The sequence below is a fragment of the Candidatus Berkiella aquae genome (assembly GCF_001431295.2).
Taxonomy (GTDB): Bacteria; Pseudomonadota; Gammaproteobacteria; order Berkiellales; family Berkiellaceae; genus Berkiella; species Berkiella aquae.
This window is the reverse complement of the sequence record NZ_LKAJ02000001.1, coordinates 2,680,485-2,707,387: the sequence shown is the minus strand read 5'-3', so window position 1 is coordinate 2,707,387 and position 26,903 is coordinate 2,680,485. Positions and strand designations below refer to the sequence as shown.

Here is a 26,903-nt window from a genome sequence, read left to right as displayed (position 1 = left end):
ATTTTCGGGCTACAGCTGATTCCTATCTATTTCATGATTATTTCGACTAATATCATAGGTAATAGGATTTTATATGCTAGGTTTATCTACTTCACACGACGTCATTGATGAAATTTTTAACTGCCTTCAACCAAATCGCTTTCAAACAACACAAGAATTAAATCATTTTATTGAAAGATTAAAACATAGCATTGTACGAGATAATAAAATAGTTGATAGTGTGCTTAAATCTGATTTGCTACATAAAATTTTGGGAAATCCTTATATCCTTAGAAATGAAAAAAATGCTGTTGATCCTCATCAGGTTTCATTTGCATTATGGAAAATTGTTTTTCCATTGTTAAATAATGAAATGATTCATGAAGTGTTGAAAAAAACTAATACAAAAGGAATTACCTTAATTCATTTAGCATGGATGAATGATTTTGAGGATATTTATCAAGCATTGTGGAATGTGGTAAAAAACAACTCTGAACTTCATCTATGGAATTTGACCCAAATAACCAGTGATAGACGTACGCTATTAGGATGCATGCTTGAAAAGCATAATTTCGAAATATTTATTGAGCAATTTATATTTTTGAAAAATTTTGGAAATGAAGCATTATTCAGGAAAATTCTAACAAACTTAACGATAAGTGGTTTTTCATTACTTGATATGGCAATAAAAAAAGAGAGTATACAAGTCACTGAAATGTTATTGATGGAATTAAGGAATGACAGGGATATTTTTAAGAAGATGCTGTCTAATTATACCAATGGAAGTTTTTTACCTTTAAATTCAGCTATACGAACAAAAAACATATCAATTTTAAAAGTCCTTCTTACGGCATTAGAGCAAGATGAGGAGTCATTGGCTTTAAACTTAAACAACACAGCTAAAAATGGATATACCATATTATTACAGGCGCTAGAAGCAAACGATCATAATATTTCAAAACTGATAATAGAATCATTAATGAGAAATGCAAAAGCGCTAGATTTGAACTTGAAAAGTTGTGCCTTAGATATGTTTACGCCCCTGAATAGTGCATTCTCAAGTGAGAACATTGAGAATGTTAAGCTTGTTAGTGATATCTTGGTAAAAAATAAATCAGCTTTAGATTATAACTTAACTTTTCGCAATTCAGCAGGATTTTGTTTTTTAGATATTGCAATTTCAACAGAAGATATTAATTTGGTGTTTTCTGCAATTAAATTATTAATGCAAAATACTACAGCATTTAAAGCAAACTTATTGAACATGACTAGATCTCACTATACGATAATTGATCACGTGGTTTCTTGTCGTAATAAAAATATATTGCGACTGATACTAGCTGCAATCAATCATGTATTTAAAGATGATGCAGTTGAAGAATTAAGAGATCTGATGATAATTAAAAAGATTTACCTTAAAGAGTATTATTATGATGAGGTTAAGCAGTTAATTGATGAAGCATTACGAGGTAACTTTCCGCTATTATCTGAATTTGAACTCTACGTTGAATTAACGCCTGTCGCTGGGATTAATCCTAAATATTTAGCTTTTGATGGCCATTCAGATACACCTGAGCTTGATGTTAATCATGTGAAGAATAAAGCTTGTCGCCATGAACTTGGCACATTAACTACAGCTCGTCAGATGTTTAGCCAGTTCGTATTACCAATCCAAACCCCTTGCCTTGAAGCAGAATTCTATACAAATCATACCGCATTAACCCCTGATGACATGGTTACCTTTGTCTGTGCAGGGCGAAAAGAAAAGGCGTTGCTGCCCAAGCCACAAGATGGTCGTTGTGTGATGGTTTGTACGACTGATGAATTTGAAGGCTTGGCGCAATCCCAACTTGATTTGTCACATATCGATGTTTTGGTACTCAATAAAATAGTCACCGCATTTGGGGAAAGTTCAAGTTTAAACCTCATTACTAATCGTCGATTAGGGATATTCTTAGCTGCGCAATATTGGAAATTAAATCATTTCATGATGATGGATGACAATATCAAGCGTGTTGAATTTAATAGTAGCAATGCACTTGATGAGAATAGCTGGGATAATATTTATCAAACATTGAAAGATTTACTCTATGCAGAGCCTTGTATAAGCATGACTCGTCATTTTTCTTTACCTCCAAAAGAAGGACAACTGGGTTCTAAATTATTTATGATCAATATGAGAAAAGTGAATCAATTGTTTAAGACCCAGGCCGATCTGACTTTACTATTTCCACAGCCCAAGCAAGCCCATTTTTGGGGAGAAGATTATTATTTTCAATTAGTATTGCACTATGCGTTGAAAGGCAAAAATCAAGGATATCGCATTATTTCTAAAGATATTGCAACGCTGATTCGTGCTGGAAAACATAAGCATGCCTTTGCTTTGGGGCGGGGTGAACGACGGTATGCACAGCCGTTTGATGTTCCTATCATGGATTCATTAGGTCAAGAGCAAAGTCAATGGTTAAAAGAAGCAATTGCTTGTTTAAATAAGATTATTGATAAAAATAAAATAAACTATCTAAAACATCAAAATAAAAGGATAGAGCAAGCATCAACTTCTGGATCGATAACGGAGTTATCAATACCCGTTGAATATAAGCCACACTTTGTTAGTGAATTGAAAGAGAGCATCCAGGGAGTTAACAACAGGCACTTACGTTTTTATCAACGGCGTGCACTATTAAGTATCATAGAACCGAATATTCCCTCACATGCTTGTATTTGGATGGCAACAGGTTCTGGCAAATCACGTGTACAAAGTGCATTAGCTTGTCTGGGTTATCTGCATTTAAAGCAGGGCGAAAACATTGTAATCGTAACGAAGAATATTACGTTAGTTTCGCAGTTATATCAGGAGCTTTATAATAGCAGGTTGCCTTATTCAGATGAACTTGAAGCAAAGAAAATTCCTGATGATGCGATAATTCCTGTTTCATGTAACCATACCAAAGTTGAAGAAATCATTAATGCGTCGTCTTATCAAGACAGTCGTAAAATAATCATTTTTTGTATTAATAGTTTTGAAAATTTAATAAAAGCAGATCCTCATTTTCTGGGGAGCATCAAGCTGCTAATGCTCGATGAATATCACTCGTATAGAAAGCAAGTTTTGTCTCTGGATAAGCAGTTTATATCGTACCAAGATAAATTATTACTAGGTTTTACTGCCACACCACCAAACAAGAATCCTTTAGAAGTGATTTATCGTTACTCTTTAAAACAAGCTATTAATCAATCGATTATCGCTTCGGTCGTTCCAGTTTGTATTGATGGAATGGATGTCATGTCATCGGATTTCACAAGATTCATTGATACTTTTTATCATCCTGGATATGACGGGAAAACAACGTTAGCAAGTATGAAAGGAATTATTTTTCTTAAAGATACGACACAATGTAATCAATTGAATACCATTTTGAATGGTAGTGGTATCCCAAGCTTTGCTATTCACAGTGATAATCCGCAATATAAAGAAGAGCTTGAACAGTTTAAGCGAGAAGACTATGGCGTGATTGTTGTTTGTAAAATGTGCACTTTAGGTTTTAACAGTGCAGATATAGGCTATGTCATTGTTGGCACTTCGCCTGATCGTATTATGCTTGAACAAATGATGGGCCGAGCAGTTCGGCGTAATAATGACAAAATTGGTTTAATTATTTCATTGGATAAAATAGTTTATAACCAAATTATCGAGTTATTACAAGGAGCAAACCTGCAGTTGCCTATTTCGCCAGATTATTTATGTCAAGATCAAGTAGAAAATACGCTCCCCATACTGACCAAATTAATGTGGAGCAAATCATTAAGTAAAGTTCATCATCGCCCTGCGCCGACGGTTGAGCGGGTGTATCAACTGCTTCAATCACTTTCGCCAGAATCTGAAGCAGATGAAAAAAGATCGGAGAGAAAAGCGAGAAGAGATCATGATATTTCATTAGATGAAATTGCAGTTGCTAACGAAGCACAAGCACTAAAAGGAGTCAAAGGAGAGATGTTATTTTGGAGTGCCCTGCCATACATTAATGCTTATGCAAAGAGCAAACAAAGTGCAAATGATAGCAAACGTACAAGAGGTATTTTAATGGCGCAAATGAAAGAGTGCAGTTTTAAAAAAGCCCCTATTAAATGTGATTAATAGGGGCTATCAGGCATTTAAGAACGCTTAGGAGCGGTAGTCGATGTGGGTGCCCATGGTTCATCAATAAGCAATTGGCAAAGCTTATCTTCAAAGCGCTTTAATTCATTGTAGTTTTTGGTGGAATGATTAATCATGAGAGAGAACAGATATTCATTCCCTTTAGCCGTTGTCAAATAACCGGATAACGCAGAAGTACCGGTTGCGCTACCTGTTTTGCCAATCACTTTTCCGATAGTAGCTTTATCTTTTAAACGAGTTGCCAAAGTTCCATTTTGACCTGCAGAGCTTAAGCTTGCTTGAAAGACTGGAAACGAAGGATCGTGATACATAAAGTTAAGCAGTTGTGAAACCAAATAGGGTGAAACTAAATTATAACGTGATTGTCCTGAGCCATCGCTTAGTTTCATTTTTGAGAATTCAATGCGTGATACTTCTGCTAAAATTTCTTGAATAGCATTAATACCTGCTTGAAAGGTACCTTGGCCGCCATAAGCTAAGCCTAAGCCTTTTGTTAGGCTTTCAGCATAAACATTATTAGAATCCGCTAGTACACGGGGCAATAACGCTTTTAAAGGAGCAGAACGCTTTACAATAATAGCTGGTACATTTTTGGGCGCTGGGCCGAATTGAATGGTACCGGTTAATTTTATATCTAATTGTTTCAAGGATGATTCAATTAAGCTTTTTGCGATGGCGCGGGTATCATCAACAGCAAGTTCAACCACTACCGGTGTTTTATCTATGGGCCAACACCCATAAAGTGACAGATCGTTATTTTTTACTTTTACATTGAGCTGGCAGTTATGTTCTGCATCTTGTGCGGACACCGCAATGACATTGGTTTGCAGTTTAAAAGGAGGTAATTCTGCATCTGCTTGCTCGACTTTGATGGGTGCATTCAATGCGGTTGCTTTATTGAATTTTAAGCGAACTTTATTTTCGTTGATGATGATAGAGGTGATAGGCGCAGAGTAATACCAAGGGAGTGAATCCCATGTCCAACCTTGTGCATAGTAAGGTTCGGCGAAAGCACTGTCATCAATTACTAAATTACCTTGAATTTGGTTAACGCCTTTAGTTTTAAGTGCTTTCAATATTTCTTGAATATGTTTTACTTGAAAAGTCGGATCACCTCTAAAAACAAAATAGAGATTATCATTTAAGACATTGCCGCTAATTTTATCTAAAGGTGCTTGTAACGTTGTTTGAAATTGAAAATTTTCACCTAAATATTTCAGCGCAGCAACGGCCGTAAAAAGTTTGGTGGTGCTTGCTGGAAGAAAGCTTTCTTCAGCTCTGGCTTCATAAATAATATTGCCTGTTTTGGGATCTTGGATGACAAGTCCAACCGCTGCATCGGGTAGGTGTTGTTTAATTAAATCATCGATAGCTTTCTCATAGGGTGCTTGCGCGTAAGCTTGAGAAAAAAAGAGTGCACTAACCGTTACAAAATGAATCAATAGCTTTTTCATATTTTCCCACAAATTATTATATTGTTGGTTAAAAGGGATGCATTCGGGATTAAGATTTCTTTATTGTCACCTTGCAAGTGAGTGTAGCGTAAACTCATCTTTGTAACGGTGCCGTTATGTTCACCAACTTGAATGTTATCACCGATTTTAAAAGGTTGATAAAGCAATACCATAATACCTGCCATGAGATTGGAGAAAGCATCTTTGGAGGCAAGACCAATGGCGAGTCCTGACAGTCCAAGGCTTGCAACCATCGCGCTGACATTCACACCTGCAGAGCCTAATGCGGTAATCGCACCAACTAACAAGATAGCGATTCTTGTTGCGATGGTGAATACCAAGAATACCGGTTGTTTTTGAGGCGTACTTTTAAGAGCCAAACGTTGTATGAGTGAGGTACAAAATTTTGCTAAAAACCAAAACAACGCAAAAATAAGAATGCTCATTAAAATGGCAGGAAGAGAGCTACCCACCTTAGTTAACATGGCTTGCATCATGTTCATGGGTTATAAACAACAATAGTTAGAGTAATGGTTGTTTACTTTGACATTTTCATATTTAGAATGTCAACTTTTTGTTTATGAATGCTTTAGCTGCACAACTGCTGTTTCAGGCATTGAAAAGCGATAGAGCAGTTTACTCATACCATAAGTAAACAGTGCGATAACAGAAACGTAGATACTAGGACCTAATGCCCAATCAAAACGGGTGGTTAATATCTCTGCAACCAAGGGGGCTGTTCCTGAAAAAATGGCAGCAGCAAAGCTCCATGCAAATGAGACACCGGTATAACGAATTCTAGCAGGGAATTGATCGCATAAAATTTTAACCATGGGGCCACAAACAACGCCATTGAGTACACCATAAAGTACCATGGCTAGCAGAATGAGCCCGTAATGAGCGCTGTAGCAAAGTGCAAAGATAATGGGGCAAAACAATGCGACAAGACACAAACCCATTTGATATTGGCGATAGGGATGCGTTTTATCGGCGACATAAGCCATGATAGGGATCATAATAGCAACAATAATTTCTCCAAAAATAGCGAACATTGTTGCATCGTTCATAGGCAGGTGAACTACTTTCTTTAAAAAAACCACAATATAAATATTGCAAATGTAGACAAATACCCCTGTAAAAGCAGCAATAGCGCCTGCAAAAACAAAGGAATGTTTATATTGCATGAGCATGGGCCATAAATGCTGCTTGGTGATGGGGTTGTTGGGTGAAAAATGCGGGGATTCGCTTAAGCGGTTTCGACACACAAGGCCCAGAAAACAACTTAAACCCCCTAACAGAAAAGGCACACGCCAAGCCCATGAGGGCGCAAGAGGATGATTGACCAGTAATGCAGCAACGCCTCCAACAACCATGCCAGCAGCTGCACTTGCGCTGACCCAGCTTCCAGCAAGACAAGGATTGGATGACGATTTTTCAACGAGGAAAATACCCGCGCCATTATATTCGCCGCTGATAGCAAGTCCTTGCAATAAGCGCATTAACAGTAGTAGTAAGGGGGCCTTGATGCCAATCGTGGCATACGTTGGCAAGCAACCAATTGTAAAGGTCGCAAATCCCATCAGTAGTAAAGACGACATTAAGGCAGGTTTTCTACCGAGGTTATCGCCTACTGCACCGAAAATAATCGCACCTAACGGACGCATGATATAGCCGGCTGAGAAAATACCAAATGTTTTAATCAGGGCTAATTTTGGATCACTGCTTGGAAAGAACAGCGTTGATAAAGTGAGCGCCATATACCCGTAGAAAGTATATTCAGCCCACTCTAGTAATGTTCCTAAAGAAATGATCCCTACTTGCCAAGGTGAACGTTGCATTTTCTAACCTAGCTTTTTGCCTTTACCAAAGTTTCTTTGGTAAAGAATGCACAGAAGATAGCCAAGAATAAGCATAGTGGCAGTATGAGGGTAGAACGTTGATAATCAACGACAGTATGCAACATTGTTCCATCTGCAGCTAAGTGACTTGACGCATGCCAATCCAATAACAAGCCCAATACTGGCATTAACAATGAACCGAGTAAAACAGATAGCATATTGGCGATAGCCATTGAAAAACCACCTAGTTCTTTTGAATGTAATTCACCGGCTGTGGTATAGCTTGCGATAAGGCCAGTATTACTCACGCCATAGAGGAATAAGATAAGCATGATAAAGCCCATCGGAATGCCGGGAACATAAAAAACAAGGGGTAATAAAATCGTACCCATGATGGCAGATAAAATCATGACCGGTTTACGACCCCAATGATCGGCCAACCAACCCGCACAAGGTCCACCGATTGCCCAGCCAATGAATAAAAAGGAAATAGCATGAGAAGCAGTATAAGGATTCAAATGATGGATTTTTTGTAAAAATTCTTTACCCCAAAGCTCACCTAATACATCGGTTGGTGCGTAAATTAAACCTGCATAGAGTGCATTAATCCAGGTATAACGATTAAAGAGGACAGCTTTGATTTGTGCAAAAGTTGCTTTATTGGGAAGTTTATCGCTTTTACTACCAATGTTATTTTGAATACTGCTTGGACTGTTGCGGATAACACAAAAAATAAGAATAGCCAATGCAAAAAAGACAATACCATACAGATGAAACATACTCTGCCAACCGATGACATCATTTAAATAAGGTGCAAGGTGTGCACCGGTTGCGCCACCTATCATGCCTAAGGCTTGAGTAATACCTACTAACAATGCAAGTTGCTTGGGCTCGAACCAAACGGTAATCAGCTTTAAGGCACCAATAAAGGCAGTCGCCGAGCAGAAGCCGAGTAAAACACGAGATATCATTGCCGTACCAATCACTTGGGCGCTGGCGAAAATGAGTGAGCTAGCACTGCAAATGAACACAGCAATGGTTAGTAATGTTCTTGAACCAAAACGATCGACTAAGTAGCCAACAGGCATTTGCATCAATACGTAAGGTAAATAAAAGGCGGAGCCCAAAACACCAAACTCATATTTGGAAGTTTGTACAAAAGCCGCTTGTAAGACTTCACTGATATGGCCAGGTGTAACCCTTACCACATAATGTGCGAAAAAGAAGAAGGCTGCTAGCCCCCAAATAAACCAAGGGCGCAAAGAGGAATAAGGCGGTTTAACATTATTATTTTGCACGCAGCTCTCTCTATCTCTTTTAAAAAAAACGTCAATTATAAGTGAATTACAGAACAAAAAACATCATAAAAGCGAATACATACACTCGAAATTGGCTAAAAAAGCCATAAAAAAGTGATTGACTAACTCATGTTTACAAGGATTTCTTGCCATGTTAGATTCCTTGCGCCATTTCTTGGCCGCACACAGGAAGCGATCATGGAGCGACTCTTCGTTCTTGTTATTTTGCTGTTAACATTCTCGCTTGAGGCGAAATCGCTTGATTTGCATGAGGCTATTCATATTGCACTTGAAAATAATCTTGAACTTAAGTTTGCGAAATTTGATGAAACGTTACGTTTACATCAGCTTAAGATTTTAAGGCAGAAATTCAATCCGCAGCTTTTTTTTAATGCAAGCGCGACGATTCACCATGAAACGTATTTTCAAGAAAATTTTGATGAAAAGAAAATACATACCTACCCCTCTGTAAAAATGATGACACCCTATGGTACGCAACTCGAAATATTTACAGAACAAAACGTAGGATTTGAACGTTATCAGAAAAGTTCCGGCACTGCTTTGCGAATTTCGATTGAACAACCTTTATTGCAAGGTCGACGCAAACTCGTGAATACCTGGGAAATTAATAATGCAATCATTCTCAACGACATTCAGCAATTGCTTTTTCAACAAACACAAGAGCAAGTGATCTATCAAGTGATTGTTGATTTTCGTGCGTTACAATTGTGTTCTGAAAATGTGACATTACAGGAACATTGGCTAAAGAATGCAAAACAGTTCTATCAGAATATGCAAGAAAAAGTTGTGGCAGGGCGCGTTGCTGTCAATGATTTAAATGCAGCATTATTACAAGTAAAACAAGCTGAGATAAATTTAAACCAAGCGCAATTTGAGCAGACTCAAGCAAAACGTAGATTAATAGAGAATTTACATTTAACGGATGAATCTATCACTTTTAAACTCGATGAACCCAAGATGAGTGAGTCTCGATGGTCTTTGCCAAAGGTGATTGATGAGGTGATTGCCAATGATATTGAAGGAAAAGTACTTACTTTAAATAAAGAACGTGTGGCGCATCAGTTAGTCATTGCTAAAGATCAAAATCTTCCCCATCTTAAATTAAGAGGGGATTGGACAGTTGGGCGTTACCATATCTACGGTGAAAAAGCGGATGAGTTTAGCGACGAAACAGTGTTTGGTTATCCTTTTGTTCATGATAATGGGAATTATACAGCTCAAATGTTGTTGAATATTCCATTGAGTGATAAACAACAAAGATATCATCGAATTTTGGCTGCCCGTAGTGAAATTGAAAAACTAGAATATGAATCTCAGCATCATCATTTGCGAATGAAAAATTTTGCTACTAGCCTATTAGAACAAATTCAAGTCAAAAAAAGGCAACTTCAGCTTGCACAAGAATCTTTGAAATTAGCTCAAAAAAATTATAATGACACACTTTTAAAGTTAGAAGTGGGACGCAGTTCACTTTTTGAGATGGTCAATCAACAAGAACGTTTGTTAAGAGCGCAGATGGCAAAGAATGCCAACCAAATAGCTTATTACAATAGCGTCGCAAATTTAGAATTAAATGCCGGGCGATTAGCAAAAAATTGGTTAGGGACAGCATGAAAATAAATAGATTGTTTAGCATTATCGCGTGGATATTGATGATGCAAATGAGTCAAGCATTGGCACAAGTGACAATGCAAATAACCAATAGCAAACCATTAGAAAAAATATTGTACGATGGTAATTTGTTAGCAGTAAATCTTCTGGAAATACAAAGCCCAGCAAATGGTATGTTACTAAAAAAGCACGTGCATTTTGGCGACAAAGTCAGTCAAGGGCAAGTTCTTTTTGAGTTCGCTTCTCAAGAATTACAAGCACAGCTTTTTGAGGCAAGTATGGCAGTGATTGAAAATAAAGAAGCTTATTTGAAATTGCGAGATTGGGAACAAAGTTATGAAATGATGCAAGCTAATTCACAGATGGACAAAGCTTATCATGAACTGGCGAGAACAGAAGTTAGATTTCAGCAAACCAAGAAATTATATCAAAGCGGGATTGTTGCAAAAGAAGAATGCTTGTTAGATGAGCGCTTTTATAAAGATAGCCAGCAGCATTATCAAAATGCTAAAAGACAATTAGCACAAATCAAGGAAAAAGCAAATGCAACCGCATTAAAATTGGCTGAATTAAAACTGAAACAAGCGCAAAATAAAGAAGCAATGCTGCAAAACAAGATAGCCGCTTTAATTGTGCGCTCCCCTATGTCAGGAACAGTGCTTGCACCTCATGTTGAGGGAACAAAGCAAGTTTTTGCGCTATATCCGCAAAAACCCTTTCAAGAGAGAGAAGTCATCGCATGGCTAGCAGATATGTCTTCATTATGTATCTCTGTAAAAGTAGATGAATTTGATATTGTAAGATTACAGAAAGGTCAACAAGCAAAGGTTGTGCTGGCTGCATTTTCAACGCATAGCTTAGCTGGAAAAATAATGGATATATCCGTGCAAAATAATCCAGCGAATGGAACTCGCCAAGCAATGGTTTATGATGTCAAAGTTGCATTAGATGTCATTCCAGAAGAGATACAAAATAAGTTGTTGATAGGAATGACCGCAAGCATTCAACTGGAAGAGCGTTTGCCCGAGGGATTGTGGATAGATAAAACTGCAATTCATTATGAAAATGATGAACCTTATGTCAACGTAATACATGATCAAACGTCCACAAAGCAAAAAGTAGTCTTGGGAGATAATGTTAAAAATGAGGTAAGAGTTATTAAAGGATTAGCGGTAGGGGATAGGATAGTATTACATGGTTAGGTTAGAAGGAATAACAAAACAATATCCTAAGGCACCTTTGCCAGTTTATCACCATTTTAACTTACATTTGCCAGAGAATCAGTCGATGGCGTTGATGGGATCATCGGGTTCTGGGAAAACAACGCTGCTTTATATATTAGGGTTATTAGATTCTCCTTGTCATGGACATTATTATTTTGAAGGGAAGGAACTATTCGCTTTGACCTCTGCTGAAAAAGCTCGCTTTCGTAATGCTCATTTGGGATTTGTTTTTCAGGCGCATTTACTGATTCCCCATTTGTCGGTATTACAGAACCTTATGCTACCCTTGCTTTATAGAGGTATTTCGCCGCTTGAAGCAAAGCAGCGCGCACGGATGCAATTAAAATTACTGGAATTAGCGTTTTTAGAAGATAGACTTCCTTCTCAACTTTCTGGTGGTCAACAGCAACGAGTTGCTATTTTAAGAGCCTTAATCGGTGAGCCTAAGTTGTTATTAGCAGATGAACCAACGTCAGCGTTAGATGATGCGACCAAACAGGAAATTTTAACGATATTATTTTCATTACAACAAAAATTGAAATTTTCGATGGTTATAGCAACACACGATGCCACCATTGCCAAGCGTTGCGACAAGCTTTTAATGGTGGGTTTATGATGTTTAAATATTGGCTAAAGGAAGGATGGGATTTATTTCGTTTCTATCGACTTCGTCTATTATTAAGTTTGGCAAGTATTATGGTTGGTATTGGTGCGGTCAGTGCGCTATGTTCCATTAATCAAATCGTTGCTATCAACAGTGAGGCTGTCTTAGCTAAATATGGTTCGTCTCGTTTCATTACAACGCTAACCCCGATGACCCTCGTTGAAAAAAAACAAGCTGAACAACATTTAAAGGTTGGTAGCATCGGTGATTGGTGCTGGCAGCAAAGGCATGAATTAACCATTATTCCCTATATGGTATCAACATTTAAATCAGATAAAATCGTTGTGGGCACCATCAATGGTATTGAGAAGCATTTACAATGGCCCATTGCGCAAGGTCGAGCCTTACATCGTTTAGATGAGAAATCCAAAGTGGCTGTCATTGGCCAAGGATTGGCTGCAAAACTCGGCGCTACCTTAAGTTTAGAGGGACAGTATTTTGAAGTAGTTGGTATTTTAGCGCCGGTAGAGCCTAATCCTTTATTGGAATTTGACCCAAACCAAGCTATTTTTATTGGGATAGAAATGCTCGCACGGCTAAAAGCCATCCCCTTCGTTGATTCTTTTATCGTTCAAGCTGACCATACAACCTTGTCAGATGCGCAACATATATTTAAGACCAAGGTGAGAGCATGGTTTGGTATTCAATCCCTATTTATCCGAGATGCGACACTTTTTGCACAAGTTTTGCACAAGCAAGTTAATATGACGGTAAAGATGCTTAAAATGATAGCGCTAACCACCTTATTACTCGGGATGCTTTCAATCATTAATCTGTTGGTTATTTTGATTGATGAAAGGAAAAAGGAAATTGGTTTACGGCTTGCATTAGGTGCAACCCCTTGGGCCGTTTTTTGGCAATTTTTACGAGAAATTACCTTTTTATGTTGTTTTGGCGCTATTGGGGGGATTGTTTTTGGTCATTTGGCCGCCTATATTATAGTGATGAAGTTAGGTTTAACCTATCATTTTGGCTGGTTTTCCTGGGTAGTTGGTCTGCCGGTGTCGATGCTCATGGGCATATTTGCGGGGATCATCCCGACTTTATTTGCTGCTCAGTTACACCCCGTCAAACTACTCAATAGCTAATTTGGTACGTGACTGGGGTTGAAAGAACGTAGGCAACAACGGACGAGGTACCCCTTGTGGTATAAATACAAAATGAGAAGAGCATGTGTGAATTGTTAGGCATGAGTTCTAATACCCCTGCGGATATTTGCTTTAGTTTTTCAGGACTAATGCAGCGTGGTGGTAAAACAGGTCCTCATAAAGATGGTTGGGGAATTGCCTTTTATGAAGGGAGGGGGTGCCGAACTTTTCATGACCCTTTTCCAAGCGCTGATTCTGAAATTGCCAAACTTGTTAAAAATTACCCCATTAAAAGTCGCAATGTGATTTGTCATATTCGTAAAGCTAACAGTGGGAAAGTCTGTTTGGAGAATACCCATCCTTTTGTCAGAGAGCTTTGGGGACGTAATTGGTGTTACGCTCATAACGGGCAATTAAGGGGCATCAAAAAGAAATTGAAGTTAGCACATTTTGAACCGGTTGGAACGACAGACAGTGAATATGCTTTTTGTTGGTTGCTTGATCAGATTTATAGCAAATATCCTAAACCTCCCAAGCAAGATGGAAAAATAGCATTACTCATTAAAGAATTATGCCATTCGCTTTCGCAGTTTGGGGTTTTTAACATTTTAATGTGTGATTCTAAATACCTTTATGCACATTGTTCAACTAAATTAGCTTGGGTAACTCGCAAGGCACCCTTTGGTAAAGCAAAATTAGTCGATGAAGATTTATCAATCGATTTTTGCCATAGAATGTCACCTGATGATGTCATCACCGTATTAGCAACGGAACCTTTAACAGCTAATGAAACTTGGCAGCGTGCACAAAAAGGGGATTTTTTGGTTTTTAAAGATGGTTTGCAATTATCAATTAAATAGCTTTTTTATAGTATGTGTGAAAATACTTCTCAAGCCATTGTTGTAATTCAAGCTGTTCTTGCACCGATATAAATAACCCTAATTTTGTTCTACGCCATAAAATATCATCTAAACTACGAGCCCACTCTTTTTCAATAAGATAGATAACCTCTTTTTCATAGAGACCATGGCCAAAATGGCATCCAAGATCACTCAGCTGATTCACCCCTTTTAAAAGATGATAAATCAAAGTGCCATAATTATGTGCATAACGTAATGCAAGTTGTGTTGGTAACCAGGAGAAGTCTTGGGCCAAGGTTTCTAGAAATGCTGAAAATTCTGCTTCCGGAAAATCACCACCTGGTAAGGGGCACAGACTTGTCCAATGCCCTCCCATTTGGCTGAAGAAGGGCGCAAGTTTGTCCATGGCTTTTTCAGCGAGTGCACGGTAAGTGGTCAATTTTCCGCCTAATACATTTAAAAGAGGAAGATTGCCTCGTTCATCGAGTTGTAACTCAAGTCTATATTCTCGGGTATTATTAGACATGCTGGTGGTCTGGTCATCGACTAATGCACGAACGCCAGACCAAGAATGGATAATTTGATCAGGTTTTATGGCATGATGGAAATAATCATTCACAATTTCGCAGAGATATTCCATTTCAGCTAAACTGATTTTCGCTTTTTGCGGTGAACCATGATATAGAATTTCCGTTGTACCGATTAAAGTAAACTGTTTTAAATAAGGTATGACGAAAATGACTCGTCCATCTTTATGTTGCAAAACATAAGCTTCGTCGCCATTATGCAATTTCGGAACAATAATATGACTGCCTTTGACTAATTTAAGTCTAGAAGGGCTTTGTAGCTTAAGTACAGAATGTAAAATCTCTTCTGCAAAAGGGCCACCTGCATTCACTAAAGCTTTGCATTCAATCGTATAAATTTGTTGATTGAGTTGATTCTGAAGTTGCAATTGCCAATGATCAGTAAGTCTCGTTGCACTGATACAGCGGGTGTAGTTGGCAACGGTTCCTCCGGCTCTTGCTAAACGTAACGCAGTGGTGATAACGAGTCTTGCATCATCTACCGTGGCATCAGAATAGACAAAACCTTTACGAATGGAACGTTTTAATGGATTGTGTGGATCATTAGGAGCCAAAAAGAGTGTCTTCGAACGTTGAAAACGGGGCCCATATCCAAACATATCATAAATAAAGAGTCCTAAGCGTATTAACCAAAATGACCGACGGAGTTGATTATAGGGAACAATAAAACGCAAAGGATGGACTAAATGAGGAGCCGTTTTAATTAAGATTTCTCTTTCTTTCAGCGATTCTTTTACCAAAGCAAAGTTATAATCTTCCAAGTAGCGTAAGCCACCGTGAATCAATTTGCTGCTCACAGAAGAGGTTGCGCTGGCTAAATCATTTTGTTCACACAGTAATACGGAAAGCCCTCGGCCCGCCGCATCGGCAGCAATTCCTGTGCCATTGATACCGCCACCAATGACGACCACATCATAGAAGCTTTCGGTGTACAATGAGATAAACCTATCAACCGCGATGAGAATATATTAAGAATAGATTCTATTTCATAAGATGGAAATTTATTGTTAGATAACTTAATAATTTTGGAAAAAAACATGATTCAATACGACGTCATTGCAAGCCATCCACTGAATCACCAATTTACGGTTCGTCTGACGATTCCTCATCCTTCGCCGGTGGGGCAGAAATTATCATTACCAACCTGGATCCCAGGAAGTTATATGATTCGGGATTTTGCCCGTCATATCATTGAACTCAAAGCCTATGCTGATTTTTCGACAAAAGCACAAGAAATTGCTGTTGAGAAACACAATAGCGATACTTGGCAAATTGCAAAGCATCAAGGCCCTCTTTGCATCGAATATAGTGTTTATGCTTTTGATACGTCAGTCAGAGGCTCATATCTTGACGATGAGCAAGCCTTTTTTAATCCTTGCAGTATGTTACTAATGGTCCACGACCAAGAAGATAAGCCTTGCCAAGTCATTTTATCTGCTCCAGCTATTGCAGGAAGTGAGAAGTGGCGTGTGGCAACCATGTTAACCCCTGCTGATGCCAAACCCTGGGGATATGGTACTTATCAAGCAGCAAATTATGATGAACTTATCGATAAACCGGTGCAAATAGGGCAATTTGAGTTACTTGAATTCGAAGCCTTGGGCATACCGCATGCCATTGCGATTACAGGGCAACACCATGGTGATGTAAAACGCTTAGTTGCCGATGTCAAAAAAGTTTGTGAAACACAATTGCAATTATTCGAAAAACCTTACCCATTTAATCGCTATTTATTTCTATTACAGTTACGTAAAGATAGTTATGGTGGCCTTGAACATCGGGATTCTACCGCGTTACAGATCCCTAAAGAATATATGCCAGAATCAGCTGATATAGCGTCGCCAACTAATAATTACATGATGTTGCTAGGGCTATTTAGTCATGAATATTTTCATGCTTGGAATGTAAAACGTATTAAACCTCAAAGTTTTATGCCTTATGTATTAACCAGGAAAGCCTATACTAAACAATTATGGGCTTTTGAGGGAATCACCTCTTATTATGATGATTTAGCATTAGTACGCTCAAAAGTTATATCTTTAGAACAATACCTTGATCTCATTTCGCGAAATGTCACCAAATTACTACGCAATCCTGGTCGCAAGAAGCAAACCATACTTGATGCCAGTTTTGATGCTTGGATCAAATTTTACCAACCCAATGAAAATACGGTTAATGCTCAAGTGAGTTATTATCTTAAAGGCTCAATTATTGCATTAGCAATCGATTTGGCATTGCGTATTCAAACCAATCAGCAAGCTTCATTAGATACGATTATGAATCATTTATGGCACGAATATGGGCAAACAGACACGGGTGTGCCAGAAGGTAAAATAGAATCGATGATCATCGCGTTGGGTGGTGAGCCTTTGAAAGACCTGTTAAAGCAAGCGCTTTACACAACGGATGATCTTGATTTAACGACCTTGCTGGCGCCTTTTGGCTTAATACTCTCTTTGCGTCAAGCACAAGCAAGTGATGATCTGGGAGGGAAAAAGACTGCTGTAACTCTTGTTAAAGGAGCACACTTGGGTGCAGTCATCAACAAGAATCAAGGTAAAGTGATGGTGGCACAAGTATTAGCGAATACCAGTGCATCACAAGCCGGTTTAAGTGCCGGTGATGAAATTGTCGCGATTGACCATCATAAAGTTGATATCGATTCTTATGAGAAGATATTAAAAAATACTAAGCCTAATCAGAAAATAACTATCCATGTTTTTCGCTTAGATAAGTTGAAGATCCTAGAAGCAGAGCTTTCAGAGTTACCTTTAGATACCGTAGAAATTACCTTAAAATCAACGCTGACAGAGGCAGAAAAAAATGCTTTAGCAGCTTGGCTCGGGGGCGTTTAAACGCCTCCATAAACATGTATACACACCTAAAATAATTGAACCCTCTGTAGAAAGAGGGCAGTCAATTAAAAATGCCTGCCAAAATGGTGATATTGAGCAATTAACCGCAGCATCTCAGAAATAAAAAGTCATGGTGAAGTATCTGAATAGCTTAATAATCTCAAAGATGAATTTCATCAAGCCATTAAAAATATACAACCTGCCGTAGTTGATAAGCTCTTAGAACTTGAAGAAATCAAAGTCATTGCTGTTCGTGATTATGAGAGCGCATTGGAAATGGCTAGAGATAAAAAAGATGATTTAGAACTAGATGGTTGGGGACAAAAATCAAGAAGTGAACAATATGAATTAGTTCGCGAGATCCCAATCATTTTAATAAAGTTGCTGAATTTAGTTCAGCAGCGGCATTAGCTGATCATCTCATTGCCTTTAAATATAAACAATTAGGTAGTCTTAATAACGATCATACTGTTGATATCGTGTTACGTTCTAATAAATTTTATCCAAAACTTTCTACTATTCCTGATGTTGAAAAACCTAGCACACCAAGTAAAGCATCAGGAGCCAACAAATTGAGTGATTTGCATTGGGCCGTTTTAGAAAATGATATTGATGCTGTTAAAAAAATACTTTCTAAAAACTCAGAAGCCATCAATAAAAAAAATGCGCATGGTTCTACCGCTCTTTAGCCAATCCAACGCCTGTAATAGAAAAAATGTCAGCAAATGAGACAAAGCCTGCAGGAATATCCGCAGAAGGAGCACAACCTGCAACTTGTGCAAAATCAATCGTGTTTTCACCGGTAATGCAGTCGGGGAATTTTTTTAAACCCTCCGCGCAAGAACCCAGCCTTGAAAGTGCCAATAAGCAGAAGCCTAAAAGGTGAGTAACGTTGCTATATAATTATCAATTATGTAATATATAGTCTTCGCACTTGAAGATTCGCCCACTCGCAACTGAGACCACCATGCAACCAGGCCTGTTAGAAATAGAATCACAATTACAAAATTGTCTTCGCAAAGACCAATTTAGATTCAAAAAGCAATGGTTACAAATTGCTAAAATACCCGAAAGTGATTTACGTGAAAAAAAATTACAACATCTTCAAGCGAAAATAAAAGTTTCACAAGAATTATTCGCTAAACGACAATTTCTTGTACCCAAAATTGAATATCCTGATTTGCCTATTTTTAAGAAAAAGCAAGAAATTATTCAAGCACTCAAAGAACATCAAGTGGTTATTGTTGCTGGAGAAACAGGCTCCGGGAAAACAACTCAGCTGCCAAAATTTTGTTTAGAAGCGGGTTTAGGAGTAAGTGGGTTTATCGGTCATACTCAACCCAGAAGACTAGCAGCACGTGCGATGGCAAGTCGAATTGCCAGTGAACTTAATAGCGAATTAGGGCATTTGGTTGGTTACCAGGTACGGTTTTCTGATAGAACCAGCCCAACGACACTCATTAAATTAATGACCGATGGCATATTACTGAGTGAAACACAGCAAGATAAATGGTTACAGCAATATGATTGCATTATTATCGATGAGGCACACGAGAGAAGCCTTAATATAGATTTTTTATTAGGCTATTTAAAAAGTTTATTACAAAAACGCAAAGATCTGAAAGTGATTGTCACCTCAGCAACGATTGACGTCGAACGCTTTTCTACCTTTTTTGATAAAGCGCCGCTTATTAATGTAGAAGGGCGCTCTTATCCAGTTGAAGTAAGATATTTAAAAAATACGAGTGAATTATCGGAATCATCCGATCCTGTTCAAGCCGTATTAGATGCGGTTGACTTAGCTTTTCATGAAGGCCCAGGAGATATATTAATTTTTCAAACGGGTGAAAAAGAAATTCGAGAAGTCTGTGAAACATTACAAGCGCAAAATTTATTAAATACCGTTATCTTGCCATTGTTCTCGCGTCAAAGTGTGAGTGAACAACAAAAAATATTTCAATCAATGCAAAAACGAAAAATCATTGTTGCCACCAATGTAGCAGAAACATCCATTACTGTACCAAACATTCGGTTCGTGATTGATGAAGGGTTACATCGAATTAGTCGATATAATTATCGTAATAAGTTACAGCGTCTACCTATTGAACCCATTTCACAAGCTAGCAGTGAGCAACGTAAAGGACGCTGTGGACGAGTAGGCCCCGGTATTTGTTTTAGGTTATATACAGAAGAAGATTTACTCACAAGAGACTTATATACCGAACCAGAAATTTTGCGAACCAATTTAGCCGGTGTTATTTTAAAGATGCTTTCTTTAGGTTGGAGCGATATTGAACGGTTCCCTTTTTTAGATTCCCCAGATAATCGCTATATTAAAGATGGTTATACCCTATTGGAAAGACTTGGTGCTGTTTCAGAGCAAGGAATGATTACGCCGATTGGTCGCCAGTTGGCAACGATACCTATCGAACCTAAATTAGGTCGCATCATCATTGCGGCTAATCAGTATGCCGCGCTAAAAGAAATTTTGGTGATCGTAAGTGGTTTGAGTATTATTGATCCTCGAGAGTATCCTGTTGAAGCAAAAGAAAAAGCGACCCAAAGCCACGCAAAATTTATTGAGCCTGACTCAGATTTTTTGTCTTATCTACGTTTATGGGATTTTATCAACGAGCAAAAGAAACAATTATCAAACCAACGATTCCGTAAGTTATGTCGAGAGAATTTTTTATCTTACTTGAGAATTTGTGAATGGATAGATGTTCACACGCAATTGCAAGATATTGTCAAAGAATTGCAATTTAAAGTGAATCAAGTTGCTGCAGAATCAAGCCAAATTCATCGTTCATTGTTAACAGGCTTTTTAGATTCGATTGGTCAGAAAGAGCAAAAAACAGAATACTTAGGTGCAAGAGGGATTAAGTTCCTTTTAAACCCAGGATCCGCTTTATTTAAAAAACCGCCTTTGTGGGTGGTGGCTTGTGAAATTGTGCATACCAGTAAAACCTATGCCAGAGTTAATGCAGCGGTGGAGTTAAAATGGGTTGAAGAGGTTGCGCGCCCATTACTGAAACGCCAATATGTCGAACCCCATTTTGATCTAAAAGAACAAAAAGTGGTTGCTTATGAAAGAGCAACCTTATTTGGCCTTGAAATTATTAGCCGTAGAAAAGTCAATTATGAAAAAATTTCTCCTATTGAAGCGAGAAAAATATTTATTTTGCAAGGGCTAGTTGAAGAGCAGGTCAATACCCGTTGTGCTTTTTACTTGAAAAATTGTCAGACAATTAAAAATTTGCGCGCATTAGAAGATAGAATCCGTCGTCAAGCGGTGATGGTTGATGAAGGGATGATAGTGGCTTTTTATGAACAACATCTACCCATAGAAATTGTATCAACCAAAGAATTAGAGTACTGGGCAAAACACGCTGATCAAAATAGTTTAATGTTTAAAGAAACCGATATCAGTATGGAAAAATCGGCCAATGGTTGGGCTGCAATGTTTCCCTTAACATTAAATATCGATAATAATACCTATCGACTCAGCTATCAATTTGATTTGTCTGCAGAGAATGATGGGGTCACCATCGAGATCCCAATTGATACTTTGGCACAAATACAACAACAGGATTTTTCTTGGCTAATTGAGGGGTTATTAGCAGAGAAAATTGCCTCTTATTTAAAAGCATTACCGAAACGATTTAGAGTCCTTTTAAATCCATTACCCGAAACGATCAAAGAGGCAAATAGGGCTTTAAATCGTAACTTATCTTTCGTTGAATCCATGTGTCATTTCCTGAAAGAAAAAAAAGGATTAAATGTAGAACCTACGATCTGGGATAATGTGATCCTACCAGCTTATTTGAAAATGCATTTTAAAGTGGTAGGTGCTAAAAATGAAATATTAGCGACAGGGGATGATTTACCGCAACTGTATGATAAATTGCGAGATAAATTTACTGAACAGTTAACCCAAAATCAGCCATTAACGAAAAAAGGAATTGTGAGTTGGGATTTTGGTGAAATACCCGAACGTCATGTCGAACAAAAAAATCGTTTACAACTTATTTATTATCCAGCATTAACCGATTCAGGAAATAACGTATCTTTGAATCTTTACGATTCTCCTGAAGTCGCGAGCTACTATCATCGTTTAGGATTGGCAAGACTTTATTTATTAACCTTAAAAGAGGGTGCCAGTTTTATTAAAAAGCAAGTACAGGCCCAAAAGAAAACAATTCAATCATTTAAGCACCCCTTTGGTGAATTTTCTGTACTAACAGAAGCCTTACAATTAAGTGCGGCTCTTCATACGTTTGGCGACAGCACAATACGTACTCAGATGGCGTTTGAGAAGCAGCTCGCTGCTCAACGTCAAAATTTAGCAAGTAAGGCGAACAGTTTAATTAATGCTTTAAAAGAATGGTTAGTTCTGAATCAACAAATAGAAACACTTTATTATCGTTTGGCTGATAAAGCCTCCAAAGACATGCAAGTCATTTTAAATGATGTAGATAATCAACTTAAATTCTTGTTTGAACAACATTTTATGAGCCAAGTTCCATGGGCTCATTTAATGCGCTACAGCATTTATCTCAAAGGTATTTTAGCTCGATTAGAAAGTGCACCACGGCAATTAGCACGTGATAAACAGATAATGCATAGCATCATGAAAGTGCAAAATGCCTATGAAAGTAAACTTGCATCAATTAAAAGGCCCGTTATTTTATGGGATGATCCTCTATTATTATTTCGTTTTAAAATCGAAGAGCTCCGAATTTCCTTGTTTGCCCAGAAATTAGGGACGCCAGAGCCTGTTTCAGAAATCAGATTGCTTAAACTTTTAGAGAAATTAGGATAGATTGTAATCTTCCAATTTGATTATTGATTCTTTGGCAATCCATCTTCGCTAAAGCTTCAGCGAGGTAAATTGGTTTGAGTATTTATCTTAGGCATCTAAAGGAATAGAGCTTATGAACTTAACTGCTGTCCTTCGCTGTTGGCTAGTCTTTATTTGTTTAACATTAACGGTCTTTGCCGCCAAAGGGGCAGAATCTTCTCTCTCAATCCCTGCTGATTTGACCTCTTGGAAGGGTTGGGTTTTAAAAGGACACGAAACAGAACTCTGTCCTTTTCCCTATAACAACGCTGAACTGCATTATTGTGTCTGGCCTGCGGATTTGAAATTAACCGTTGCAGAGCAAAAGGCAACCTTTGCATTAAAAGTGTCTAATTATGACGAAGCTTGGATTACACTCCCTGGAGATAATGATTATTGGCCGCAAGATGTCAAAGTGAATGCCAAAGCATTTCCTGTCGGTACTTATCTTGGCTTTCCTGGGGTATTACTGCCAAGCGGTGAATATACGATTGAAGGAAGCCTCCCTTGGACAAGGATCCCCGATTTTATTCAAGTGCCCGTCAATGCAGGCACGATTCAACTGGTTGTCAATGAAAAAAATATTGAACAACCCGATAGAGATAAGTCAGGTAAGCTTTGGTTAAAGCCTCAGAATCAATCCGTACTACCGCAACAAGAGCAAGATACCATCAGTGTTCAAGTGTTTCGTTTGTTTAAAGATGATATTCCATTAGAACAAACAACGATGCTACGTTTACGTGTGTCTGGACAACCTAGAGAGGTTATACTCGGGCCGATTTTATTGCCGCATTCTGTGCCATTAAGAATAGATAGTCCTTTAACGTCTCGTTTAGAAGAGAATGGGTTGTTACGTTTACAAGTAAAACCCGGTGTGTGGGAAGTAACGATTAAAAGTCGTTTTCTGGGCAAGCAAGATCAATTTGAATTTCAAAGTCTGAATGAACCTTGGCCAAAGAATGAGATCTGGTCTTTTCAACAACAAAACGATCTAAGGCTCGTTGATATTCAAGGAGCTGCAAGCATTGATCCACAACAAACCGATATGCCAATAGCATGGCGGGAGTTCCCTGCGTATTTACTTGAGAAAGGTAAAACCTTGAAGTTGAGTGAAATGCGCCGAGGGCAAGAAGCGCGTCGCGCAGAGCAGTTAAACTTGCAACGCAAGATGTGGCTAGATTTTTCAGGTAAAGGATTTACCTTGCAAGATGCCATGACGGGTGTTGTTGAGCAGCATTGGCGCCTACGCCAATTACCTCCTTATCAGTTAGGGCGTGTCACTATCGATGGACAAGATAAACTCATTACGGAAATGAATAAGGACTCACCCGGCGTTGAAATTCGTCAAGGCGCTTTAAATTTAATTTCTGTCAGTCGAATCATCGATGCGGTGAATAAAATGCCGGCAGTCGGTTGGGATGTGGATGTTCAATCGCTTTCAACGTTACTTCATTTGCCGCCAGGATGGATGTTATTAGGTGCCTCAGGTGTTGATACGGCAAATGGTGCATGGATTCAACAATGGACGCTTCTCGACTTTTTTATTGTATTAGTCATTGCTGCTGCAACTCTTCGATTATTAGGTTGGCGATGGGGCCTTGTTGCATTAGTGATGATTACGCTTACCTATCAAGAAAGAGGGGCGCCGATTTATAGTTGGCTCAACCTTATTGCGGCATTGGCACTGATTGTGGTATTGCCAGAAAGCAGCAGAGCGAAACGTTGGCTGATTTATTATTTCCGGCTCAGTTTTGTTTATCTTTTACTGATTGCTTTACCGTTCATGGCGACACAAATTCGTAATGCCCTTTATCCACAACTGACCTTACCCAACTATGTCGCGACGCCTACCCCAATGATGGCAGGTGCCGTGATGAGTCGTGCTTCGCAAGCACCACAAGTTGCAATGGAAGGTCTGAATGTGCCCTTAGGTAAACAAAAAATGTTTGCAGGCCAAAGTCCTGGTGCGGCTGATATGGCAATCGGAGGCGCACCTAAATCAGAACGTTTAGAAGATTACGATCCCAATGCAAAATTACAAACAGGGCCGGGTGTACCCAATTGGTATTGGAACCAATATTCACTGGTATGGAATGGACCTGTGCCGATGGATCAAACACTCAAATTATGGATGTTAAGTGCAAAGGTGACATCAGTGTTGAAACTGTTACAAGTTTTATTAATGTTTGCTTTGATTTATGGATTGTATAAAGCACAAAAAACAGTCAAACCGCTCCAGCCAAAGGAAAAACATTCAAGTGTGGCTTTAATCGGTTTCCTTGTTTTAAGTAGTTTGTGCTTCACGAGTTTTCCTAAACAAGCGAATGCCGATATTCCTGATGAAGCCTTACGCAATGAATTACGTGAACGATTATTAGAACCTCCTAGTTGCTTGCCTGAGTGTGCACAAATTAGTCGGATGCAAGTTGAAATTAAAGAAAACAACTTGGTCTTGCATTTAAAGGCAAATGTTTTATCACAAGTTGCAATTCCTATTCCAAGTACTTTAGAAAAATGGGTTCCTCGTACGGTATTAGTGAATAATGTGCTTGCTAAAAATGTGATGTTTGATGCTAACCAGCAATTATGGCTTTATTTGCCTCAAGGGGTACATGATGTTGTGCTTGAAGGTTTCGTTGGCGATCAAGATAAATTTGAATTAGGTATTCCGCTTAAGCCAAAAGCCATTACCCAGCTTGCAAGTGGTTGGACGATTGAGGGAATTAATCGTCAACAATTACAAGGGGAGCATCTTTATTTTAATCGTATTAAACAAGCGGGAGAGGTTGCTACCAATACGCAAACGCACTTGCAGGCAAGCAGGATCCCGCCCTTCATGATTTTAACAAAAACCTTAAAACTGGGTTTTGAATGGGAAGTGATTAATCAATTAAGACGCGTCGCTCCACAACAAGGCGCGATAGAAGCCAGTATTCCTTTATTAACAGGAGAATCGGTACTTTCTGATAAAGTTGAAATTAAAAATGGTAAAGCATGGGTTACTTTAGGAGCACAGGAAAATCAAATTGAATGGCGCTCAAAACTGTTACCTAGCCAGCACATTGAGTTGATTGCTGCCAATGATCCTAGCTTAAAGCAAATTTGGCTAATTGACGCCATTTCCCAATGGCATTGTTCTTTTTCAGGGATCCCGATGATTCATCAAAGCGATAAGTCAATGCGTTGGCTGCCACGTTTTGAACCTTGGAATGGTGAAAAAGTTAGCATTGAAATTACCAAACCAACCCCTGTGGCAGGCTCAACAGTGACCATTGATGATAGTCGATTAATGTTATCACCTGGTAAACGAATTAGCGGGGGAGAACTTAACTTCACCGTTCGTGCTAGTGAAGGTGGCGCTCATACTTTTAAAATTCCTGAAACGGCTGTCTTACAAGACATTTTGATTAATGGGCTGAGTCAACCGATCAATGTTAAGCAGGGCGAGATAACCGTGCCATTAAATCCAGGCACTCAACAGATCCAAGTGCGTTGGCAAGAGCCTAAGCCGATTCGTTATTTTTATCGTACTCCTCTGATTGATTTGCAAATGCCAAGCAGCAATGGGGTGATTGATTTAGAGGTGAGTAAAGATAGATGGATTATGTTGCTAGGTGGACCCATTGTGGGACATGCTGTTTTATTTTGGGGCGTTTTATTGGTATTTATCGCAATCTCTATTGCGTTAGGGCGTTCGAAATTAACCCCCTTACGTAGCCTAGAATGGTTTTTACTTGCGATGGGATTAACTTTAGCAACACCCATGGTCATGATTGTTGTGATTGCTTGGTTTGTTGCAATGAACAAAAGAAAAGATATCTCAGCCAATATTTCAACGAGTGCATTCCAATGGATGCAGGTGGGACTTGTTCTGTTAACACTTATATTCGTAGTTAGTTTGTTTACAAGTATATCAGATGGTTTGCTTGGAATACCGCAAATGCAATTAGCAGGCCCAATGATAGAAATTGTGCAATCTCAGTTTGGTTTCCCGGATAAATATCAATTGCAGTGGTATCAAGATGTTTCGCAGACTCATCTTGCACAAGCTTGGCTGATTTCACTGCCAATGTATGTTTACAGGATCCTCATGCTGCTATGGGCATTATGGCTTGCATTCTCGCTGGTGAAATGGTTACGTTGGGGATGGGAATGTTTTGCAAAACATGGCTATTGGAAAGAACGCAAGGAGAGCGCATCGTAAAATTTTAAGACAATGCTGCAATGGGTAATATTTGTGTCGTACTTTTTTCATGTGGAGTATTGCATTACGGTGCTGCACATATTGAAGAGTGGTGGCTATCAGCGTTATATTATGGCTCGTTAAGTTTTATTAACGCGGATTTAGGTTTTTGCACTTCCACTTTATTGATACATGAGTATCTGTGCCCCTTTAGCCGTTATGCATTCCAATGGGAGAGTTTGT

The 26,903-nt window shown here is 38.6% G+C and carries 17 protein-coding genes; 11 read left to right on the top strand and 6 right to left on the bottom strand.

The window, feature by feature from the left end:
• The first annotated feature begins 73 nt into the window (after nt 1-73).
• Nucleotides 74-4,117 carry a DEAD/DEAH box helicase family protein gene (locus HT99x_RS11840; RefSeq protein WP_075064719.1) on the top strand — a complete coding sequence of 1,348 codons (4,044 nt, stop codon included), beginning with the start codon at nt 74-76 and terminating at the stop codon, nt 4,115-4,117.
• Between the two features lie 17 nt (nt 4,118-4,134).
• Here the strand turns inward: HT99x_RS11840 and dacB are convergent, their stop codons facing one another.
• From dacB to HT99x_RS11820, 4 genes are all read right to left on the bottom strand, one after another.
• Nucleotides 4,135-5,592 carry a D-alanyl-D-alanine carboxypeptidase/D-alanyl-D-alanine endopeptidase gene (gene dacB / locus HT99x_RS11835; protein ID WP_075064720.1) on the bottom strand — a complete coding sequence of 486 codons (1,458 nt, stop codon included), beginning with the start codon at nt 5,590-5,592 and terminating at the stop codon, nt 4,135-4,137.
• Nucleotides 5,589-6,077: a mechanosensitive ion channel family protein gene (locus tag HT99x_RS11830; protein WP_158003344.1), complete on the bottom strand. Its 489-nt coding sequence runs from the start codon at nt 6,075-6,077 to the stop codon at nt 5,589-5,591. Before HT99x_RS11830 ends, dacB begins: the two co-directional genes overlap by 4 nt.
• Nucleotides 6,078-6,170: 93 nt before the next feature.
• Nucleotides 6,171-7,430, bottom strand: coding sequence for an MFS transporter (locus HT99x_RS11825; protein ID WP_075064722.1), 1,260 nt, complete (start codon nt 7,428-7,430; stop codon nt 6,171-6,173).
• A gap of 8 nt (nt 7,431-7,438) precedes the next feature.
• Nucleotides 7,439-8,728, bottom strand: coding sequence for an MFS transporter (locus tag HT99x_RS11820; RefSeq protein WP_075064723.1), 1,290 nt, complete (start codon nt 8,726-8,728; stop codon nt 7,439-7,441).
• 198 nt (nt 8,729-8,926) lie between these two features.
• On the opposite strand from HT99x_RS11820, the gene HT99x_RS11815 reads away from it, so the two are divergent.
• The 5 genes from HT99x_RS11815 (at nt 8,927) to HT99x_RS11795 (ending at nt 14,195) form a co-directional block, all read left to right on the top strand.
• Nucleotides 8,927-10,363 carry a TolC family protein gene (locus tag HT99x_RS11815; protein ID WP_075064724.1) on the top strand — a complete coding sequence of 479 codons (1,437 nt, stop codon included), beginning with the start codon at nt 8,927-8,929 and terminating at the stop codon, nt 10,361-10,363.
• Nucleotides 10,360-11,562 (top strand): beta-barrel domain-containing protein, encoded by a 1,203-nt coding sequence (locus HT99x_RS11810; RefSeq protein WP_075064725.1) that lies wholly within the window; start codon nt 10,360-10,362, stop codon nt 11,560-11,562. Before HT99x_RS11815 ends, HT99x_RS11810 begins: the two co-directional genes overlap by 4 nt.
• The gene (locus tag HT99x_RS11805) at nt 11,555-12,199 is read left to right on the top strand and encodes an ATP-binding cassette domain-containing protein (RefSeq protein ID WP_075064726.1); all 645 of its coding nucleotides are present in this window, start codon (nt 11,555-11,557) and stop codon (nt 12,197-12,199) included. The genes HT99x_RS11810 and HT99x_RS11805 overlap by 8 nt, the downstream gene beginning before the upstream one ends.
• A complete protein-coding gene (locus HT99x_RS11800; RefSeq protein ID WP_075064727.1) occupies nt 12,196-13,335 on the top strand; it encodes an FtsX-like permease family protein in 1,140 nt (379 codons plus the stop codon). Before HT99x_RS11805 ends, HT99x_RS11800 begins: the two co-directional genes overlap by 4 nt.
• 83 nt (nt 13,336-13,418) lie before the next feature.
• On the top strand, nt 13,419-14,195 hold the full coding sequence (locus HT99x_RS11795; RefSeq protein WP_075064728.1) for a class II glutamine amidotransferase: 777 nt from the start codon (nt 13,419-13,421) through the stop codon (nt 14,193-14,195).
• Here HT99x_RS11795 and glpD read toward each other — a convergent pair.
• Nucleotides 14,188-15,717, bottom strand: coding sequence for a glycerol-3-phosphate dehydrogenase (gene glpD / locus HT99x_RS11790; protein ID WP_102134612.1), 1,530 nt, complete (start codon nt 15,715-15,717; stop codon nt 14,188-14,190). The two genes, HT99x_RS11795 and glpD, sit on opposite strands and share 8 nt — an antisense overlap.
• Before the next feature lie 102 nt (nt 15,718-15,819).
• Between glpD and HT99x_RS11785 the strand changes: the two genes are divergently transcribed.
• The 3 genes from HT99x_RS11785 (at nt 15,820) to HT99x_RS11775 (ending at nt 18,326) form a co-directional block, all read left to right on the top strand.
• On the top strand, nt 15,820-17,637 hold the full coding sequence (locus tag HT99x_RS11785; protein WP_075064730.1) for a M61 family metallopeptidase: 1,818 nt from the start codon (nt 15,820-15,822) through the stop codon (nt 17,635-17,637).
• Nucleotides 17,638-17,913: 276 nt separating this feature from the next.
• Entirely contained in the window at nt 17,914-18,048 is a 135-nt protein-coding gene (locus tag HT99x_RS11780) for a hypothetical protein (protein ID WP_259566515.1), read from the top strand.
• A 68-nt stretch (nt 18,049-18,116) separates the two neighbouring features.
• Entirely contained in the window at nt 18,117-18,326 is a 210-nt protein-coding gene (locus HT99x_RS11775) for an ankyrin repeat domain-containing protein (RefSeq protein WP_075064731.1), read from the top strand.
• Here HT99x_RS11775 and HT99x_RS11770 read toward each other — a convergent pair.
• On the bottom strand, nt 18,313-18,501 hold the full coding sequence (locus HT99x_RS11770) for a hypothetical protein (RefSeq protein ID WP_075064732.1): 189 nt from the start codon (nt 18,499-18,501) through the stop codon (nt 18,313-18,315). The genes HT99x_RS11775 and HT99x_RS11770 overlap by 14 nt on opposite strands.
• A gap of 103 nt (nt 18,502-18,604) precedes the next feature.
• Between HT99x_RS11770 and hrpA the strand changes: the two genes are divergently transcribed.
• Both hrpA and HT99x_RS11760 read left to right on the top strand, forming a co-directional pair.
• Entirely contained in the window at nt 18,605-22,459 is a 3,855-nt protein-coding gene (gene hrpA, locus HT99x_RS11765) for an ATP-dependent RNA helicase HrpA (protein ID WP_075064733.1), read from the top strand.
• 112 nt (nt 22,460-22,571) lie between these two features.
• On the top strand, nt 22,572-26,681 hold the full coding sequence (locus HT99x_RS11760) for a hypothetical protein (protein ID WP_259566511.1): 4,110 nt from the start codon (nt 22,572-22,574) through the stop codon (nt 26,679-26,681).
• Nucleotides 26,682-26,903: the final 222 nt, after the last annotated feature.